This is a genomic window from Amycolatopsis sp. NPDC004378, from assembly GCF_053602455.1.
Genome location: NZ_JBSGDR010000017.1, coordinates 84937 through 103763, shown reverse-complemented (window position 1 = coordinate 103763; position 18827 = coordinate 84937). Strand labels below are relative to the sequence as shown.

General features: G+C 72.3%; 17 protein-coding genes. 9 read left to right on the top strand and 8 right to left on the bottom strand.

All coding sequences use genetic code 11. The features are described 5' to 3' along the window. Positions 1 to 2 precede the first annotated feature (2 nt). Positions 3 to 2762, top strand: a complete 2760-nt coding sequence (locus ACWEN0_RS36490) for an AAA family ATPase (protein WP_451984097.1) — start codon at positions 3 to 5, stop codon at positions 2760 to 2762. Between the two features lie 51 nt (positions 2763 to 2813). Here the strand turns inward: ACWEN0_RS36490 and ACWEN0_RS36485 are convergent, their stop codons facing one another. After that, positions 2814 to 3488 (bottom strand): response regulator, encoded by a 675-nt coding sequence (locus tag ACWEN0_RS36485; RefSeq protein WP_451984095.1) that lies wholly within the window; start codon positions 3486 to 3488, stop codon positions 2814 to 2816. A 99-nt stretch (positions 3489 to 3587) separates the two neighbouring features. Between ACWEN0_RS36485 and ACWEN0_RS36480 the strand changes: the two genes are divergently transcribed. The 5 genes from ACWEN0_RS36480 to ACWEN0_RS36460 all read left to right on the top strand — a co-directional run bounded on the left by ACWEN0_RS36480 (position 3588) and on the right by ACWEN0_RS36460 (position 8898). Beyond that, on the top strand, positions 3588 to 3956 hold the full coding sequence (locus tag ACWEN0_RS36480; protein ID WP_451984093.1) for a DoxX family protein: 369 nt from the start codon (positions 3588 to 3590) through the stop codon (positions 3954 to 3956). Between the two features lie 14 nt (positions 3957 to 3970). Continuing rightward, complete coding sequence (locus ACWEN0_RS36475) at positions 3971 to 4855, top strand: RNA polymerase sigma-70 factor (RefSeq protein ID WP_451984091.1); 885 nt, start codon at positions 3971 to 3973, stop codon at positions 4853 to 4855. 116 nt (positions 4856 to 4971) lie between these two features. Then, positions 4972 to 5439 (top strand): hypothetical protein, encoded by a 468-nt coding sequence (locus ACWEN0_RS36470; RefSeq protein WP_451984089.1) that lies wholly within the window; start codon positions 4972 to 4974, stop codon positions 5437 to 5439. Between the two features lie 68 nt (positions 5440 to 5507). Then, a complete protein-coding gene (locus tag ACWEN0_RS36465; RefSeq protein WP_451984087.1) occupies positions 5508 to 7802 on the top strand; it encodes an ATP-binding protein in 2295 nt (764 codons plus the stop codon). Between the two features lie 148 nt (positions 7803 to 7950). After that, positions 7951 to 8898, top strand: a complete 948-nt coding sequence (locus ACWEN0_RS36460) for a cold-shock protein (protein ID WP_451984085.1) — start codon at positions 7951 to 7953, stop codon at positions 8896 to 8898. A 110-nt stretch (positions 8899 to 9008) separates the two neighbouring features. Here the strand turns inward: ACWEN0_RS36460 and ACWEN0_RS36455 are convergent, their stop codons facing one another. The 7 genes from ACWEN0_RS36455 to ACWEN0_RS36425 form a co-directional block, all read right to left on the bottom strand. Next, entirely contained in the window at positions 9009 to 9812 is an 804-nt protein-coding gene (locus ACWEN0_RS36455) for a hypothetical protein (RefSeq protein ID WP_451984083.1), read from the bottom strand. Then, the gene (locus tag ACWEN0_RS36450; RefSeq protein WP_451984081.1) at positions 9809 to 10438 is read right to left on the bottom strand and encodes a hypothetical protein; all 630 of its coding nucleotides are present in this window, start codon (positions 10436 to 10438) and stop codon (positions 9809 to 9811) included. The genes ACWEN0_RS36455 and ACWEN0_RS36450 overlap by 4 nt, the downstream gene beginning before the upstream one ends. A gap of 48 nt (positions 10439 to 10486) precedes the next feature. After that, positions 10487 to 11431: a hypothetical protein gene (locus tag ACWEN0_RS36445; protein WP_451984079.1), complete on the bottom strand. Its 945-nt coding sequence runs from the start codon at positions 11429 to 11431 to the stop codon at positions 10487 to 10489. A gap of 285 nt (positions 11432 to 11716) precedes the next feature. Next, positions 11717 to 12295 carry a GTP-binding protein gene (locus ACWEN0_RS36440; RefSeq protein ID WP_451984077.1) on the bottom strand — a complete coding sequence of 193 codons (579 nt, stop codon included), beginning with the start codon at positions 12293 to 12295 and terminating at the stop codon, positions 11717 to 11719. Beyond that, complete coding sequence (locus ACWEN0_RS36435; protein ID WP_451984075.1) at positions 12276 to 12647, bottom strand: DUF742 domain-containing protein; 372 nt, start codon at positions 12645 to 12647, stop codon at positions 12276 to 12278. The genes ACWEN0_RS36440 and ACWEN0_RS36435 overlap by 20 nt, the downstream gene beginning before the upstream one ends. Next, positions 12644 to 13069, bottom strand: a complete 426-nt coding sequence (locus tag ACWEN0_RS36430; RefSeq protein ID WP_451984073.1) for a roadblock/LC7 domain-containing protein — start codon at positions 13067 to 13069, stop codon at positions 12644 to 12646. The genes ACWEN0_RS36435 and ACWEN0_RS36430 overlap by 4 nt, the downstream gene beginning before the upstream one ends. A gap of 45 nt (positions 13070 to 13114) precedes the next feature. Further along, positions 13115 to 15529 (bottom strand): sensor histidine kinase, encoded by a 2415-nt coding sequence (locus tag ACWEN0_RS36425; RefSeq protein WP_451984071.1) that lies wholly within the window; start codon positions 15527 to 15529, stop codon positions 13115 to 13117. Between the two features lie 555 nt (positions 15530 to 16084). Here ACWEN0_RS36425 and ACWEN0_RS36420 point away from each other — a divergent pair. The 3 genes from ACWEN0_RS36420 to ACWEN0_RS36410 are packed head-to-tail and all read left to right on the top strand — an operon-like array spanning position 16085 to position 18826. Further along, positions 16085 to 17479 carry a fatty acid desaturase gene (locus ACWEN0_RS36420; RefSeq protein ID WP_451984069.1) on the top strand — a complete coding sequence of 465 codons (1395 nt, stop codon included), beginning with the start codon at positions 16085 to 16087 and terminating at the stop codon, positions 17477 to 17479. Further along, entirely contained in the window at positions 17479 to 17670 is a 192-nt protein-coding gene (locus ACWEN0_RS36415) for a ferredoxin (protein ID WP_451984067.1), read from the top strand. Before ACWEN0_RS36420 ends, ACWEN0_RS36415 begins: the two co-directional genes overlap by 1 nt. 1 nt (position 17671) lies before the next feature. Further along, positions 17672 to 18826, top strand: coding sequence for an NAD(P)/FAD-dependent oxidoreductase (locus ACWEN0_RS36410; RefSeq protein ID WP_451984065.1), 1155 nt, complete (start codon positions 17672 to 17674; stop codon positions 18824 to 18826). Position 18827 lies beyond the last annotated feature (1 nt).

Genomic DNA, 18827 nt, shown 5'->3' with positions numbered 1-18827 from the left:
CCGTGGCGCTGCCGGAACGCACGACCGAACTGGGCCAGCTCCGCGGCGCGATCGCGGCGGCCGGCGGCGGAACGGGCTCGGTGACGGTGGTCACCGGGCCGCTCGGCGTGGGGAAAACCGCACTGCTCAAGGAAGTCCTGCGGTTCGGCGAGACCGACCTGGCCGGGACCAGGCTGCTCACGGCGGCGGCGAGCCGGACCGAACAGGACTTCGACTTCGGCGTGGCCTGCCAGCTGCTCGAGCCGCTGGTCGCCGGGGCGGGCGAACGGGACGCGGAGCAGTGGTTCGCCGGGTCCGCGGCGGCGGCGCGGTGGCTGTTCCCGGGCGCGCCGGGCTGGCCGGGCTGGCCGTCGGGCGACCACGCCGAAGTGCTCACCGAACACGGCCTGCTCGGGCTGCTCACCCGGATCAGCGCCGACCGGCCGCTCGCCGTGCTGGTCGACGACCTGCAGGTCAGCGACCCGCAGTCGCTGGCGTGGCTGCGGCGGTGCGCACGCCAGATCCACGACCTGCCGTGCGCGCTCGTAGTCGCGGTCCGCGAGGGCGACACGGGATCCGACCGGCCCGCGATCCGCGAGCTGTGGGAGCTGGCGAAGACCCGGATCCGGCCGGGGAGGCTGACCGAAGCGGGGGTCGGGGCCGTGCTGCGCGCGGGCTACCACGGCCTCGCCGACCCGCGGTTCATCGCCGCCTGCTTCGCGGCCAGTGCCGGAAACCCGTTGTACCTCACCGAAGCCGTCCGGGACGACCACGCGCACCGCACCGGGCCGTCGGTGCTGAAGGAACGGCTCTCCGCCCAGCTCGCCGTGCTGCCGCCGCAGGTGAGCGACTGCGCCAAGGCGATCGCGGTGCTCGGCGAGCACGCCGAGCCGTGGCTCGTCGAGCACCTCACCGGCGCCGACTCGGTGGCCGTCGCGGAAGCCCTGCGGGTCCTGGGCCGGCTCGGCGTCCTCGCCGCGCCGGCCCCGCCGCGGTTCGCCGCGCCCGTGGTGCGGACCGCGATCGAGGCGTCGATGACCGCGCAGGAGGAGCAGCGGCTGCGGGTGCGCGCGGCGAACGTCTTCCACGAGGCCGGGTTCGCCGCCGAGACGGTCGCGGCCCAGCTGCTCGAGGTGCCCGCGCCGTCGCCGTCGCCGTGGATGGCCGAGGAACTGCGCGTGGCCGCCGACGCGGCGACGCGGCGCGGCGAGCCCGAGACGGCCGCCCGCTACCTGCGGCGCGCGTTGCTCGACCTGCCGCCCGACGGCCCGGAGCGGGGCTGGCGGCTGGTGGACCTGGCGCTCACCGAGGCCGCGTTCGACCTCCCCGCCGCGATCCGGCACCTGACGCAGGCGATCGGGCTGCTGCCGACGCCCCGCGAGCGGGCCGAGGCGGTCACGCTGCTGCCGCTCTCGGCGTTCGTCAGCCCGGACGCCGCCGTTCTCGTCGGCCGGATCAGCCAGGCGGACGCCTGCGCGCAGGCCGGGCTCCGCCTGGAGGCCCGGATCCGGCTGACCCGCTGCGAAGACCCCGTGCTGCTCGCGAACGCCGTCGACCGCCTGCGCGAGCTGGGCCCGGAGCCGCCCGTCGGCACCCTCGCCGAACGCGAACTGCTGGCGGTGCTGCTCTACGCGGCCACGCTGAGCGCCGGCGTGCCCGCGGCGACCGTGGCGGAGCTGACCGACCGGCTGCTGCGCTGCGCTCCCGCGTCGTCCTCGGAAATGGCGGGCACCGCGCCGCTGCTGATCCTCTGCGCGCTCGCCGCGGGCGCCGTCGGCCAGACGTCGTCCTGGCTGGAGAGCGCGGCCGGCGAGGCGAACCGGGGCGGACCGGTGCGGTCGGCGTCGCTGATCGGGGCGCGCGCGGCCGTGCTGGCCCAGACCGGCCAGCTCACCCGCGCCCGGTCGACGGCCTGGGAGGCCTGCGAGCTCCTCGGCGGGGACCTGGGCCAGGCGTCCGAGCCGCTGGTGATGAGCCTGACGTCGGTCGCGATGATCACCCGGGACGAGCGGCTCGCCACGAAGCTGGTCGAGCACCACGACGAACCGGCGCTGGCGCGGTCCGGCCTGCGCGTCCGGGCGGCGCTGCTGATGCTGCGCGGAGTGGTGGCGGCGGTCGAGGACCCCCGCGGCGCGCTGGCCCGGTTCCTCGACTGCGGCGCGGCCCTGCACCGAGCGGGCTGGCGGAACCCGGTGCTGTTCCCGTGGCGCACGTGGAGCGCGTGGCTGCAGGAGCGGCTCGGCGACCGCGTCTCGGCCCGCGAGCTGATCGACGACGAAGTCCGGTACGCGCGCCAGTGGGGCGCGTCGGTCGCGCTCGGCCGCGCGTTGCGGATCAAGGCGTCCCTGTGCACGGGCGCCGAAGCCGACCGCGTGGTGGCGGAGTCGATCGGGCTCTCGCAGGCGTCGGAGGACCGCCTGGAGCGGGTGCGAGCCCTGCTGGCGGAGGGCGCGCTGCTGCAGCGCGGCGGCGGCGAACCCGAGGCGGGGGACCGGTTCCGCGAGGCCTACCGCCTCGCCGAGGGCTGCGGCGCACCCTGGCTCACCGGCCGGACGTCGGACGAGACGACCGGACCGGCCGCCGGGCCATCGGTCGCCCTCAGCGAGGCGGAGGGCCGGGTGGTCGGCCTGGCGCTCAACGGCCTGACGAACGGCGAGATAGCGGCGGAGATCGGCGTGACCCGCCGGGCGGTGGAGAAGCACCTGACGAACTGCTACCGGAAGCTGGGCATTTCGGGCCGGGCGGAGCTGGCCGAGGTGTTCGGCGCCTGGGGCTTCGGGTAGGGGGTTCCGGGCAGACGAGCCCCGGCCGGGCTTCGGTGCCTGGGGCTTCGGTTAACCCGACAGCCCGGCTTCGTGGGCCAGCAGGCCGGCCTGGGTGCGGTTGGCGCAGCCCAGCTTGGTCAGCATCCGCGAGACGTAGCTCTTCACCGTGGCCTCCGACAGGTGCAGCTTGGCCGCGATCGCCGCGTTCGACATGCCCTCGCCGAGGCAGACCAGCATGTCCAGCTCGCGGTCGGTGAGGTCGGCCGTGCGCTCGCGGGCCTCCTGGGAGCGCTCGTGCTCCCCGGCGGACGCGCTGACCATGCGCCGCGCGGCTTCCTTCGACAGCACCGTGTGCCCGTCCGCGGCGACCCGGACCAGCCCGATCAGGTCCTCCGGCGGTGTCGACTTCAGCAGGAACCCGGACGCTCCGGCACGCAGTGCTTTCAGGACGTAACTGTCCGTGTCGAACGTGGTGAGCGCGACCAGGGCGGGCGGGCTCGGCAGCTTCACGATCCGCTCGATCGCGGTGAGCCCGTCGACGCCGGGCATCCGCAGGTCCATCAGCATGACGTCGGGCCGGAAGCGCCCGGCCGCCTCGACCGCCTCGGCGCCGTCCTGCGCCTGCCCGACGATGTCGATGTCCGCCGCGGAGTTCATCACGGTCCGCAGGTGCGCGAGCACCATCGGCTCGTCGTCGACGATCACCAGGCGGATCGTCTTCTCGGCGTTCGCTTCGGGAGCCACCCCCGAAGTATCGCATCACCGCGCGGGGTGATCCCGGTCATGCCCTGTCACAGGCGGCCGGCACCCGGTGTCTTGAGGCCGACCCACGAAGGAGACCCCATGAACACCGCACTTTGGATCGCCGCCGGGCTGCTCGCCGCCGTCGCCCTGGCCGGGGGTGTCAGCAAGGCGTTCGTACCGCGGGCGAAGCTCGCCACCACGCACGGCGGCGCCTGGACCGGGGATCGCGGCGACGGCTTCGTCAAGACGCTCGGGGTGCTCGAGCTGCTGGCCGCCGCCGGCCTGGTCCTGCCCGCGCTCGTCGGCGTCGCGCCGGTGCTCGTGCCGGTGACGGCCGGCTGCTGGGTGCTGCTCATGATCGGCGCCGCGCGCACCCACCTCCGGTACGGCGAGGCGAAGCTCGTGGTGCTGAACTTGACCTACCTCGCCCTCGCGGTCTTCCTCGCGTGGGGCCGGCTCGCGGCGTGACCACGGAGGAGACCTTGAGCGACCACGCGACCGACGCCTTCGTCGCGCACCGCAACCTGCTCTTCACCGTCGCCTACGAGATGCTCGGCTCGGCGGCCGACGCCGAGGACGTCCTGCAGGAGACCTGGCTGCGCTGGGCGGACGTCGACCTCGCCCAGGTGCGGGACACGCGCGCGTACCTGGTCCGGATCACGACGCGGCAGGCCCTCAACCGGCTGCGGACGATGAAGCGCCGCAAGGAGGCCTACGTCGGCCCGTGGCTGCCCGAGCCGCTGCTCACCGCGCCGGACGTCGCCGAGAACGTCGAACTCGCCGAGAGCGTGTCGATGGCGCTGATGCTCGTCCTCGAAACGCTCTCGCCGACCGAACGTGCCGTGTTCGTCCTGCGCGAGGTGTTCGAGTTCGGCTACGACGAGATCGCCGCCGCCGTCGGCAAGACGCCGGCGGCCGTCCGGCAGATCGCGCACCGCGCCAAGAAGCACGTCGACGCCCGGCGCCCGCGCGAGACGGTCTCCGCCCGCGACGCCCGGGCCGCGCTGGAGTCGTTCCAGCGCGCCCTGGACACCCGGGACTTCCAGGGCCTGCTCGACGTCCTCGCGCCGGACGTCGTCCTGCTCAGCGACGGCGGCGGCGTCAAGCAGGCCGCCCTGCGGCCGATCGCGAGCGCGGCGAAGGTGGTCCGGTTCATGACCGGCGGCATCGGCCGCACCGAAGCGAAGCTCACCAGCGCCCTCACGGTCGTCAACGGCAACCCGGGCCTCGCCCTGCACCTGGACGGCGAGCTCGACGGCGTGATGGCCGTCCGGATCGAGGACGGCCGCATCACCGGCCTCTACTACGTGCGCAACCCCGAGAAGCTGACCCGCGTCGCGGCCGAAACCCCGCTCACCCTGCGGTGACTCCCCGCGCGTGATCGCGGACAGGTATGGACTCAGGTACTTGTACGGGTGTGGCGCGGCCCTTCGCGGCGCAAGCTGGGGCGACCCCCGAAAGACCGCAGGAGGTCGGAACCCCCATGGTGCAAGGCCGGTCGCGCCCCCTCCTCCGGGCCGTCGCCCCAGCGGACACCCCGGAGCCGCGACCGGCCCCCTCGCCGGCGCCTTCGCGGCCGCGCGACCGCTACGCCGACCTCGAAGACCGGCGGCTGGCCGCCATCCTCGCGGCCGAGGACACCGCGGAAGAGCACGGCCTCAGCCCGCACACCCGGAGCACCTGCCACGTCCACCGCTGCTGGGCGCACCAGTGCGTCGGCGACCCGCTGCACGTCCTCGTCGTCACCGGGCACCGGTGGTGCCGCCGCTGCGAGCTGCCGGTCGACGTCGCCGTCGACGAGACGCCGCCCGGCGCGGTGCACCTGTTCTGCCCGCGCTGCGGCCAGGCCGGCTCGGCGGCGAACCGCCAGGTCCACCAGGCCTGCCGCACGAGCCTGGCCGCGATGCACGGCGGCGACGCCCCCACGCTGTACGGCGTCCCCGACGCCTGACCCGCGGGGTTGCTTCCTCCGAGGGGTCCGCATTGACCGTTCGGCGCGGACGTCCTTACGGTTCACGGGTGGGGAAGTCCGGCGCGACGTGCGCGAAGGGGAACCTGCCCGCGGACACCACGAGCTTCGTGGGTCGCAAGGCCGAGGTGGCCGAGGTCAAGCACCTGCTGACGCGGGCGCGGCTGGTCACCTTGACCGGGGTGGGCGGGGTCGGCAAGACCCGGCTGGCGGTCCAGACGGCGGCGGGCCTGGCGCGCGCGTTCCCCGACGGCGTCTGGCTGGTCGAGCTCGACGGGCTCCGTGATCCCGCGCTCGTCGCCCACACCGTTCTCGAAGCACTCGGCGTGCACGACGAAACCGGGCGGAAGCCGGCGGCCGTCCTCGCCGAGCACCTGCGCGATCGGCGGCTGCTGGTCGTCCTGGACAACTGCGAGCACGTGCTGGACGCCTGCGCGACGCTGGCGCACGACCTGCTGCGCGCCGCGCCGGGCCTGCGGTTGCTCGCGACCAGTCGGGAGCGGCTGGCCCTGGCCGGCGAGCACCTCTGGCCGGTGTCGCCGCTGCCGCTGCCGGAAGCGGGCCGTCCGCTGCCCGGCGGCGCGTGGCTGCGCTACCCGGCCCTGACGTTGTTCGCCGAACGCGCGGCCGCGGTCGACCCCGGCTTCGCCGTCACCGCGGAGAACCAGGAGCAGGTGGCGCAGGTGTGCCGCCTGCTGGCCGGCATCCCGCTGGCGATCGAGCTCGCGGCCGTCCGGCTGCGGGTGCTGACGCTGGCGGAGCTGGAATCCGGGCTGGGCGACTGCTTCCGGCTGCCCGGGACGGTGAAGCGCGGCGGCGAACCGCGGCACCAGACGCTGCTGGCGGCCGTCGACTGGAGCTTCGCGCTCTGCAGCCCTGCCGAACGGCGCGTCTGGGCGCGGGTGTCGGTGTTCGCCGGCGGCTTCGACCTGGCGGCGGCCGAACGCGTCTGCGCGGGCGAAGACGTCCGGGACGTGCTCGCCGGGCTGGTGGAGAAGTCGGTGCTGATCCGGGAGGCCGGGCGGTTCCGGTTGCTGGAGCCGCTGCGGCAGTTCGGCCGGGACAAGCTGGCGGAATCCGGCGAAGCGGCGGCGGTCCTGAGGTCCATGCGCGACCACTACCTCGCCCTGGCCGTGCGCAGCGAACGGGCGTGGTTCGGGCCGGAGCAGGCGGAGATCTTCCGGCGCACCCGCGTCGAACACGCGAACCTGCGGGCCGCGATGGACTACAGCCTGACGGAGCCGGGCGAGCTCGAGACGGGCCTCCGGCTCGCGGCGACGCTCGGGTACTACTGGGCGGGCTGCGGCGTGTTCGGCGAGGGCAGGCACTGGCTCGACCGGGCGCTCGCGCTCGCCCGCGAACCGGGCACGGCGCGCGCGAAAGCGTTGTGGGTCAACGGGTACGTCGCGACGCTGCAGGGCGACAACGCGGCCGCCGTCACGATGCTGGAGGAGTGCCGGGAGTACGCGCTGCGGGCCGGCGACGAGGTGGCGATGGCGTACGCGACGCACCGGCTCGGCTGCAACCTGCTGGTGGGCGACGACGTCGGCGACGCGAAAGCGCTCTTCGAAGAGGCGCAGAAGCGCTACCGGCGGCTCGGCGAGCTGAACAGCAACGTGATGCTGGCCGGCATCGAGCTGGCGATCGCGTCGATCTTCCTCGGCGACCTCGACCGGGCCGGGCAACTGTGCGAAGAAGCGTGCGGGATCGGCGTCGCGTACGGCGAGCAGTGGGCGCACGCGTACGCGATCTACGTCCAGGCCCTGGTGGCGCTGGGCCGTGGCGACTTCGCCCGGGCGGCCGAGCACGGGCGGACGTGCCTGCGCGTCAAGCGGGAGTTCCACGACCTGCTGGGCATCGTGCTGGCGATCGAGGTCCTGGCGTGGAACGAAGCGGCCCGCGGCCGGTGGGAGCCGGCGGCGACGATGCTCGGCTCGGCGCAGCAGATCTGGCAGGCGGTCGGCTTCCCGATGTTCGGCTCCCGCTACTTCGGCGCCCCGCACGGGGAGTGCGAGGCGCGGACCCGCCGGGCACTCGGCGACGGCCCGTTCGACGCGGCCTTCCGCCGCGGCCGCGAGTTCGGGCTGGAGGAAGCGATTTCCTACGCCCTGGGCGACGTGGCCCCCTCCCCGGAGCCCGGCCCGGCGCGGGCGACGCCGTTGACGGACCGGGAGCGCGAAGTGGCCCTGCTGATCGCCGACGGCCGGTCCAACCAGGAGATCGCGGACAAGCTGGTCATCTCCCGCCGCACCGCGGAAGGCCACGTGAACCGCATCCTGCGCAAGCTGGACTTCGACTCGCGCAGCCAGATCGCCGCCTGGGCGGCGCGGGTCTCACGCCTTTAGACCTGGTCTCAAAACTCGGCGGGTCGCTGGGTGAACCAACGGCCCGCCCCTGGCTTCGCACCGCCCGCCTGTGGGCCCGGCCTGACGGACCGGAGGTCCGTCAGGAAGACTGGGGGCCAGTGCCCGCCCTCTCGACCTGGAGCTTTTGATGCCGCAAGGAACCGTCCGTTGGTTCGACGCCGAACGTGGTTTCGGCTTCCTCGCGCCCGAGGACGGCTCGCCGGACGTGTTCGTGCACGCCTCCGAGATCGTCGGGGACGGCGGCTCGAAACTGCTCCGCGAGGGTCAGGCCGTCGTGTTCGAGGTCGGCGAGAACGACCGCGGGCCCCAGGCGCTGCGCGTCCGCGTCACCGCCGATGCGGCCACCGGCAGCGCCGTGGGCCTGCTCGGCACCATCAACTGGTACGAGCCGGGCAAGGGGTACGGCTTCGCGTCGCCGGACGGCGGCGGCGCCGACATCTTCGTGCACAGTTCCGCCATCGTGACCGGCGGCGTGGTCACCGAGGGGCAGCGGGTGGCCTTCCTGATCGTCGAAGGCGAGCGCGGCCCGCAGGCCGGGCACGTGATCCCGCTGGGAGCAGGGGCCGGCTCGCCCGCTGCGGCCGGTATCGCGGACGGTGCCGACGGCACGGTGGCCTGGTACGACGAGGATAAGGGCTTCGGCTTCATCAACCCCGACTCCGGCGCCGGGGACGTCTTCGTGCACGCCCGGGCCCTGGCCGAGGGGCTGACGTGGCTCGCGGAGGGCGACCGCGTCGCCTACGAGGTGGCCAGTGGGGACAAGGGCCCGCAGGCCCGCGACGTGCACCTGGTCCGGGGCGCCGAGCCCCAGCCGGCGCCGCAGCGGTCGGCACCTGCCGCGGCCGCAGGGCCGGCGGCGCGGGACGTGCCCGTACGAGGCGGCGAGGGCGTCGTCGCGCGCTACGACGCCGACCGCGGCTTCGGCTTCATCACCCCGGACGCGGGCGGCGACGATCTCTTCGCCCACGTGTCCGTGATCATGGGGTCGGAGCCGCTGCAGAAGGGTGACCGGGTCCGGTACGCGGTGCGTCAGAGCGACCGGGGCCCGCAGGCCGATCGCGTCGAACGCCTCTGAAGAGGCGGCCCCACCGATGGCTGATCACTTCCCGACGGGAGTGCTCGATCGTCCCCGTCGGTCCGGGGCCGCCCACGCAGTGACACACCCCTGACTTTTGAGGCCAGGTCTCAGCCGAGCCGGTCGTTCCAGTCCGTGAACGCCGCCACGAGGTCGGCCGGGGCGTCGATCTCCTTCAGCCGGCGCTCCTGGTCCTCGATGTAGTACCGGTACAACGGGACCAGCCCGGCGACGAGCTCCGGCCGCACCTCGTCCGCGTCCAGCGGGTGGCCTTCGCGGACCCGCGACGCCAGCCGCACCAACGACGCCGAAGGCGCGTCCGGCCGGGCCAGGTACCACTCGATCGCCTCGTCGTTGTTCGCCGCGCGGCCCGTGGCCGTCGTTCCCGAGTACAGGAACCGCACCGGGAACAGCACCGCCTTCGTGAACCACACCGGGTCCGCGAGCAACCGGCGCGGCTCGTGGAACTCCGCGGTCACCTCCGGCGTCGCCAGGACCGCGATCGCGAACCGCGCGCTCTCCAGCAGCAGCTCCGCGGCTTCCGGGCGGGCGATCTCCGCCAGGACGTCCGAGCCCGCCAGGAGCTTCCCGTGGTCGGCCAGCTGCAGGCGGTCCAGCGCCGGGAACCGGCCGTCTTCCCGGCCTTCGCGAAGGGCCGGCAGCGAGGACCAGAACACGGACAGCTTGCGGTGCAGCGGACTCCGCTCCTGCAGCGCCGCCGTCGTGTCCGCGATCGCCGAGCCGTCCGCGTCGGTCAGCACCAGCGCCAGGTCGATGTCGCTGGCCGCCGGGGCGTAGCCGCCATAGGACAGGCTGCCCAGCACGTATGCGCCGATCAGGCGCTCTCCCAACGCTTCCCGGTACGCCCCGGCCGCTTCGGCGGCGACCGCCAGGGCGTCGTCCACAGTCGTCACGCGGCCACCGTATCGCGTCGCGCGCACTCCGCGATGCGGTCCGAGACCACGCCGATCACCTGCCACGCCCGATCCAGCACCGCGACGACGTCGTCGGCCGCCCAGTCAGTGCGCCGCCGCAGCAGCTCGTACCCCATCTCGAGGTGCTCGACGTCGGCTTCGTCGTGCAGCTCGAAGTACTCGTCGTCCGGGAACGCGCGGGTGCCCGCCTGGCTGAACACCAGGCTCCCGGCTTCCAGGGCCAGGTGCGCCAGCACCGCGCGCTGCACGCCCGGCAGGATCGCGAACTGGTCGACGAACCACGACGCGCCCGCTTCGATCACCGGGTCCCACACCAGCTGCCGGTCGTTCGCGCGGCTGCGGGCCAGGATCTTGTCGTGCCCGATCTCCTCTTCCTGGTGCTCCAGGGCGAGGGCGCGCAGCTCCGGGTCGCTCTCGAACGTGACGCGGGCGCTGATCATCCGCTGGAAGGCGTTCGACCACGGCTGCAGGTAGGTGAGCACCGCCTTCTTCGTCTCGTCGGACGTGCTCTCGTCGGTCAGCAGCCGGATCAGCTCCGACGACTCGTACTCCCGTTGCCGCTGCTCGTTGTGGCGGGCGACGCGGTCGACGTCCTGCTGGCTCACGATCGGCTCCTTACCGTGGTGCTGCTGGTGATCATCTTTCCGGGGAAGTCATGCAAGATCGACAGGGTCGAAGACGGGGAACCGGTAGTAGGTGGTGACGTCGCCGCGGCGGCCCGCGGTGCGGTAGCTGACGAGCTCGAGGATGTGCGTCTCGGCGAGCGGGGCGGGGGCGAGCGCGGCGGTGAGGAGCCGGAACCGCCCCGGGTCGACGCCTTCGCGGTGCAGCAGCGCGGCGGTGCGCTCGACGGCTTCTTCGTCACTGGCAGCGAGATCGGGGAGCCGGAGGTACGTCGTGGACTCGGCGGCGGTGTCCTGCCCGGACCGGAAGGCCAAGCAGCTCAGGGCCGCTTCACCGGCGTCTTCGCGGTCACCGGCGAGGATTTCGTAAGCGGCGTGGGCATCTTCGGCGTCGTGGCGCAGAGCCACCGAGGCGACGCTGTTCACCTCTTCGAGGTCCGCGCCGTGGTTGCGGTAGTAGACCTTCACCCGGGCGTGCGCCTCGTCGGCCAGGTCGACGGCGAAGAATTCGATTTCCCGTTGCCCGTCGACGGTTTCGACTCTTCGGCGCACGTCGTCCCACGCCCCGGCCATGCCGAGCCGGTCCATGGCTTCGGCCACCGCGATCTCGCGTTGGGCGTGCGGCCAGGTGTACAGCCCGAAGTACGTCTTGTGGACGACTCTCGACGGGGGGCGCCAGGCGATCGAGTGCCACAGCGGCGCCGGCGACGGCCGGCCCCCGCGCGGGGTGAACGTCTCGTGCAGCCGTTCCAGTCTGCGGGAACCGTTCTCACCGGGGAAAACCACGTCGTGGCCCAGACTGTCGAACAGGACCCGCAGTTCCGGCTGCCCGCCGGACCAGTTCACCGACATCTCGGCCGGGAACCCGTCGTCCGCCACATAGGACGGCTGCGCCGGTGCGGCCCCGATCCGCTCGCGCGACCACGGTGGCAGGAGCGCGCGCAGCATCCGCGTCGTCCGGACCGACTGGGCCACCGGGATCTCGAGCGCTTCACTCGCGGTAGCCCAAAGCCCGCACAGAAAGTCACCGAAGAGACGACCCTGTGCCGGGTAGTTTTCCCTTGTATATTCAGGAAACTTCGGCACGTGAATCGTCACGTGCGGATGCTATCAGTTGGATGCTTGCTCAACTAAAAAGCAGTACCCGGGTGGTCCAACCAATTGGGCCATGTGGGTTCGCCACTGTCCGGTCCGGACACGGAGGGGCACACCGGGCCGCGCCCCGTCCGATCCGGACACGGAGTGGACAAACCGCAGGTCTCAGACGTGCGCGGGAACGATCGTCATCGCGTGCTTGACCAACCGGATCAGCGCGAGCTTGCTCGAGTCCCTGTCACGCGCGTCACACATGACGATCGGCACGCGATCCGGCACCACGAGGGCCTCGCGGATCTCGTCGGGGGTGTAGCGCGGCGCGTTGTCGAAGCAGTTCACCGCGACGACGAACGGGATCTTGCGGCGCTCGAAGAAGTCGATCGCGGCGAAGCTGGTCTCCAGGCGCCGGGTGTCGACGAGCACGATCGTCCCGATCGCCCCGCGCGCGAGGTCGTCCCACATGAACCAGAAGCGCGCCTGCCCCGGCGTCCCGAACAGGTAGAGCACGTGCCGCGGGGAGATCGTGATGCGGCCGAAGTCGAGCGCGACGGTCGTCGTGGTCTTCCGCTCGACGCCGGAGAGGTCGTCGATCCCGGCGCTCGCTTCGGTGAGCACCTCTTCGGTGGTCAGCGGCGGGATCTCGCTGACCGAACCGACCATGGTGGTCTTCCCGGCGCCGAAGCCGCCCGCGACGATGATCTTGACCGGCGTGGGGACCAGTTCGTCAGTACTTGATGAGGCCATCGAGAACCGCCTGGAGTGTTTCGAGGTCCGGCGACTGCGCCGGGTGGTGGGCAGGGGAGCGCGTGATGACGAGGCCGCGTTCGATCAGGTCGCCGACGAGCACGCGCACGACCCCGAGCGGGATCTTCACGTACACCGCGATCTCCGCGATCGACACGGGGTGCCGGCACAGCTTCACGATCGCCTGGTGCTCCGGGCCCAGCCCGGTCGGCTCCTGCTCCGAGCGCAGCGTCATGACCTGCGTCGACAGGTCGAGCCGCGCCGAGTCGGCCGGCGTGCGGCCGCTGGTGATCGTGTACGGCCGGACCAGGGGCCCGGCGGCCTCGTCGTACCAGCCTTCGTCGCCGCTCACGTGGCCTCCCGCAGGATCTGCGCCGCCTCGCGCGGCGCCGACACCATGTAGTCGCCGACCCGCTTGACCAGGCGGCTCATCTCGTAGGCGATCATCTCGACGTCGACGTTGTCGGCGGCCAGCACCGCGAGGCACGCGCCCTGACCGGCGGCCGAGACGAACAGGTAGCCGCGTTCCATCTCGATCATGTTCTGCAGCACCGGGCCGCGGTTGAACTGCTTGCTCACCCCCTTGGCCAGGCTCTGCAGGCTGGAGGCGATGGCCGACAGCTGGTCGGAGTCGTCCTTGCCCATCCCGGCCGACTTGCCGATCAGCAGCCCGTCGGCGGACAGCACGATGGCGTTCTGCGCGCCGACCACGCGGTTCACCACGTCGTCGAGCAGCCAGTTGAGATCGGGTTTGGGGTTCCCGTACTCGTTCATGCTTCGGAGACCTTGACTTTCCTCTGTGGACTTTCCTGGGTGCTGTCAGAGCTGGGCATCGTCCGACCCGTCCCGGCCCCGGCGGGTGCCCTTGTGGAACGCGGCGAGCGTGCGCGCGGTCCCCTCGCCGGGCGCGACGACGTCGTCGCTGTCGTCGGGTTCGTGCTCGAGCTGGGCGACGAGGTTCTGCTGCGGCTCGCGGCGGGGCAGCCGGGGCCGGTCGTCGGCCGCCGGGGCCTGGGGTTCCGCCGGGGCTTCGGGGGCCGGCGGCTCCGCGGGCGACGGCGCGGCCGGCACGGCGGGCAGCGGGTCGGGCGGGGTGAGCGCGCGGGCCGGGTACGGCCGGGGCTTGACGTCCCGCTTCATCGGGATCTGACCGCTGAACGAGCTGGGCGTGTCCAGCGAACCGAACGAGCTTTCCGCGGCCTGCGGCGCGGGCGCGCCGACCGGGGCGAGGACCGCGGTGGTCTCCGCGGGCGAGGTTTCGGGTTCTCCGGCCGGGGTGCCCTGCTGGCCGGCCAGGTGCTGGGTGGGGATGAGCACGGTGGCGCGGAGGCCGCCGTAGCGGGACGGGTCGAAGGTGACCGTCATGCCGAGCTTCGCCGCCAGGCGCGCGACCACGAACAGGCCCAGGCTGGAGTCCGCGCGCAGCGCCATCGCGTCGAACTCGGGGGCCTCGGCCATCATCGCGTTGGCCCACTCGCGGACGCCGTCCTTCATGCCCAGGCCCTGGTCCGAAACGTCGACGACGACCCCGCGCGCGACGGCGCGGCTGGTCACCTCGACCGGCGACCCGGGCGGCGAGAACGACGTCGCGTTGTCGACCAGCTCGGCGACGAGGTGGATCGTGTCGGCCACCGCGGCGCCGACGATCGCGACGTCCGGCACCTGCTCGACCTGGACCCGGGCGTACTGCTCGGTTTCCGAGACGGCCGCGCGCAGCACCTCCATCAGTGCCACCGGCTTGCGCCAGCGGCGGCCCGGCTGCTTGCCGCCGAGGATGATCAGGTTCTCCGTGGTGCGGCGGGCGCGGGCGGCGAGGTGGTCGAGCTGGAACAGCGAGGCCAGCTGGGTCGAGTTCTCCTCGCGGGCCTCCATCTCGTCGAGGATCTGCAGCTGCTGGTGGACGAGCACCTGGTTGCGGTGCGCGATGCCGAGGAACACGTTGTGCACGCCGCTGCGGGCCTTCGCCTCGCTCGCGGCCGCGTTGACGGCGGTCAGCTGGGCGGTGTTGAAGGCCTCGGCCACCTGGCCGATCTCGTCGCGGCCGTGGTCGAGCTGCGGGAGCTCTTCCTTCAGGTCGACGGGCTCGCCGTTCTTGAGCCGGTCCACGATGTCCGGCAGGCGGTTGCGGGCGAGGTCGAGCGAGTCGTTGCGCAACCGCGCGAGGCGGGTCATCAGGGCGCGGTCGACGAGCGAGCGGGACACCCGCACCGCGACGATGATCGCGGCCAGCGACGCGAGCAGCGCCAGGATGCTGCCGATGATCACGTTGCGCAGCTGGGCGTCGCCGGAGTCGATCGCCGCGGCCGACACCTTGTCCGCCTGGTCGATCGCCATGTCGTTGAGCCGCTGCGCCACCTGGGTCGTCGCGTTCTGCCAGTCCGCTTCGGACACCGGCACGCCGTTCTGCTCGCCCGGGGTCCACGGGCCGTGCTTCACGAGGCCGGTCTCTTCGGCGGCCAGCTGCTTCCAGGCGGCGCTGCCGGTCAGCGCCTCGTACTTGGCGCGCACGCTCGCGTCGAGGAACGGCGCGATCTGCGCGAGCTGGGTCCGGTAGATCCCGGACAGCTGCGCGAACTGCGCGAAGTCGTCGGGCGCGAACGTGCCGGCGGAGAAGGCCGTCGACACCAGCGACGTCTCGCGCGACATCGCGTCACCGGCGCGGAAGACCGACGTCGCGGTGATGCCGCCGGTCGCGGCTTCGGCGTCGGGCACGATGCGGGCCTGGGTGTCGAACAGGTTCGACGCCGTGTCCATCACGCCGTTGTAGTAGCTGTTGACCTGGGCGCGGTCGATGCTGCGGAAGCTGATCTGCGAGCGCAGCACGGGCAGCTGGTCGAACTGGGACTTCAGCGCGTTGACCTTGGCCGCGATCTCGTCCGGGGCGTTGGAGATCGTCGCGGCGAACGCGTCCTTCAGCGCGGAGAGCTTTTCGTCGGTGGCCTTCTGCTGTTGCTGCAGCCGGCCCGGGCCGAGCGCCGGGTCGTCCAGGTACTGCAGGGCGGACTGGCGTTCCTTCTGGAACTCGGCCAGCGCCGTGGCGGCGGGGATCGACACCTCGCGCACGGACGCGGCGACCAGCCGGACGTAAACGCCGTTGAAGAGGAAGTAGGAGGAGACCGCGATCCACAGCACGAGCAGGGTCACGCTGGGAATGAGAACGGTCCTGGTCAGCCTTTTGCGGATCGACTTGTCGTACGGCTTGTCCGACTCGTCCTGGACGTGTTTGTTCTGCACGGCGGTTCACGAACTCCTGAGTGACGGTCGGCGAAAAACGGGGACCCGGACGAGCGAGCGGACACGACGATGGGACACAGCGGCCGCCGTCACCCGTCGTCGCCTCACCCTCCGTGTTGCCGCGGAATCGATCAGGGTCCGTTTTTTACCACGAACCACCCGGGCGCGGTGGTGCTGACCCGGCTCCCGGACGGCTGTCCGGCGAGGTGCGAACGGTGTTTACCCAGTGCGGCGGGATGACTACTCGCATTTCCTCTGGTAACGGGCTCGCGGCGGATTTTCCGGCATTGCACGCTGGGCCGAACGGGTGAAAGTCATTTCGGCCGCGGGGTAGCGGGCGGTGTTCGCGGTGCGGGAATGAAGGGGCAGTCGCACTGCCCTCCCGCTCCGTCTGTTCGTAAGGCTGGGCACGACTCTGCGTCATCTCCGGCGGAAGATGATCTTCGTCACGAACCGCGCCTCTGCTTGTGGCTGCTCTTTACATGAAACTGTCTATTGTCAATCGTGCTGTACATCATCTATCGTCATGTAAACCAGCCAACGGAGGAGGGTGTGATGAGCGGAGCGACGATCCCCGCCGGGTCGACCGAGCTGTGGCGGGACCGCAAGCGCTACCTGTGGCTGATCGGCCTGGTGGTGCCGTCACTGGCGTTCGTCGCCATCGGGCTGCACGCGGCCACCGGGTGGGGCGTCTGGTTCTGGATCGGGCCCATCGTGATCCTCGTGATCGTGCCGACGGTCGACCTGCTCGCCGGGCTCGACCGCAGCAACCCGCCGGACGACGTGATCGAACGGCTGGAGAACGACCGCTACTACCGCTGGATCACCTTCGCCTTCCTGCCCGTGCAGTACCTCGGCTTCGCCGCGGCGTTCTGGCTGATCGCCCGGGGCGACCTGTCCGTCGTGGACAAGATCGGGCTGGCCGTGTCGATCGGGTGCATCGGCGGGATCGGCATCAACACCGCGCACGAGCTGGGGCACAAGAAGGAAAGCCACGAGCGCTGGCTGTCGAAGATCGCGCTGGCGCAGAGCTTCTACGGCCACTTCTACATCGAGCACAACCGCGGCCACCACGTCCGCGTGGCGACGCCGGAGGACCCGGCGAGCAGCCGCGTCGGCGAAAGCTTCTACCGCTTCTGGCCGCGCACGGTCTTCGGTTCGCTGAAGTCCGCGTGGCGCCTGGAACGCAAGCGCTACGCCCGCCGCGGCAAGCACCCGTTCCGGATCGGCAACGACGTCCTCAACGCCTGGCTGATGTCGGCGGTCCTGTGGGCCGCGATGATCGCGTGGCTCGGCGCCGGGATCCTGCCCTACCTGGTGATCCAGGCCGTTATCGGGTTCTCGCTGCTGGAAATCGTCAACTACATGGAGCACTACGGCATGCTGCGCCGGCGCGTCGGCGCCGAGGGGAAGCGCCGTTACGAGCGCGTGGATCCCAGCCACAGCTGGAACTCCAACAACATCGCCACGAACGTCCTGCTCTACCACCTGCAGCGGCACAGCGACCACCACGCCAACCCGACGCGCCGCTACCAGACGCTGCGCGACTTCGCCGAGTCGCCGGTGCTGCCCACCGGGTACGCGGGGATGATCGTGCTCGCCCTGATCCCGCCGGTGTGGCGCCGCGTGATGGACCCGCGGGTGCTCGCCCACTTCGAAGGCGACATCTCGCGAGCCAACATCCAGCCGTCGAAGCGCGGGAAAGTCCTCGCGCGGTACGGAACCCGCGTCACGCCGGTCACCGTGGACCGAGCCGACACCCAGGGCGACGCCTCCGAGGGCGGCATGTGCCCGGGCTGCGGGTACGTCTACGACGAGAAGCTCGGCGACCCGCGCGAAGGCTTCCCGGCCGGCACGCCGTGGTCGGCGATCCCGGACTCCTGGTGCTGCCCGGACTGCGGCGTGCGCGAAAAGGTCGACTTCGTCGCGCCCGGACGGGTGGGTGCGTGATGCGGATCGAAGCGGACCACGCCAAGTGCGACGGTCTCGGCATGTGCGAGGCGATGGCGCCGGACTTCTTCGAGGTGGGCGAGGAAGGCACGGTCGTCGTGCTCGACGAGCGCCCGGGCGAAGAACACCGCCAGGACCTCGCCGCCGCGGTCGACTCCTGTCCCGTGCTGGCCCTGAAACTCAAGGACTGACATGGCTTTCGTCGTCGTCGGCGCCTCGCTCGCCGGGCTGCGCGCGGTGGAGTCCGCGCGCCGCACCGGCTACCGCGGCCGGATCGTCCTCGTCGGTGCAGAGGAGCACCTGCCCTACGACCGGCCGCCGCTGTCGAAGGCGTTCCTGGACCCGGACCACCCCGGCCGCGTCGAACCCTTCCACCCCGAAGCCGTGCTCCGGGACGAGCTCGGCGTCGAGCTGATGCTGGGTGCCCCGGCCGAAAGCCTCGACACCGGCGCGCGCGAAGTGACCGTCGCGGGAACCGCCGTCCGCTACGACGCGCTGGTCATCGCCACCGGCGCGCGGGCCCGGACGGTGCCCGGCGCACGCACGCTGCGCACCGCCGAAGACGCCGTCGCGGTGCGCGAGGCGCTCGACGCGGGGGCGCGGACCGTCGTGATCGGCGCCGGGTTCATCGGCTCCGAAATCGCGTCGGCGGCGCGCAACCGCGGTCTGCCGGTGACGATCGTCGAAGCCGCGGCCGTCCCGCTCGTCCGGGCGGTCGGCGAGGATGCCGGGGCACAACTGGCCGAACTGCACCGGGAGGCGGGTACGGACCTGCGGCTCGCCACCGAGGTCACCGGCGTCGGCGACGACGGCGTGCACCTGGCCGGCGGCGAAGTGCTGCCCGCCGACCTCGTGGTCGCCGGCATCGGCGCGGTCCCGGCCACCGGCTGGCTCGAAGGCAGCGGGGTGCCGCTGCACGAGCGCGACCGCGGCGTGGTCTGCGACGCGACCCTGGCCGCCGGGCCGCCCGGCGTCTACGCCGCGGGCGACGTCGCGCACGTCGCGAACCCGCTCTTCGACGGCGAGCCGATGCGCCTCGAGCACTGGACGAGCGCGGCCGAGCAGGGTGCGGCCGCCGCCCGGCACGCGCTCGACCCGGCGGGCGCGCGCCCCCTCGAAACCGTGCCGTACTTCTGGTCCGACTGGTACGGCCGGCGGATCCAGTTCGTCGGCACCCCGCGCGCCGACGAGGTGGTGTCCGCGGGCGGGGTGACGCTGTACCGCCGCGGCGACCGCCTCGCCGGCGCGCTCACCGTCGACCGCCCGCGCGAGATCATGAAGTACCGCAGGCGGATCGCCGCGCGGGGGCCGTGGTCCGACGCACTGGCCTTCGCGGGAGCTGCCTAGA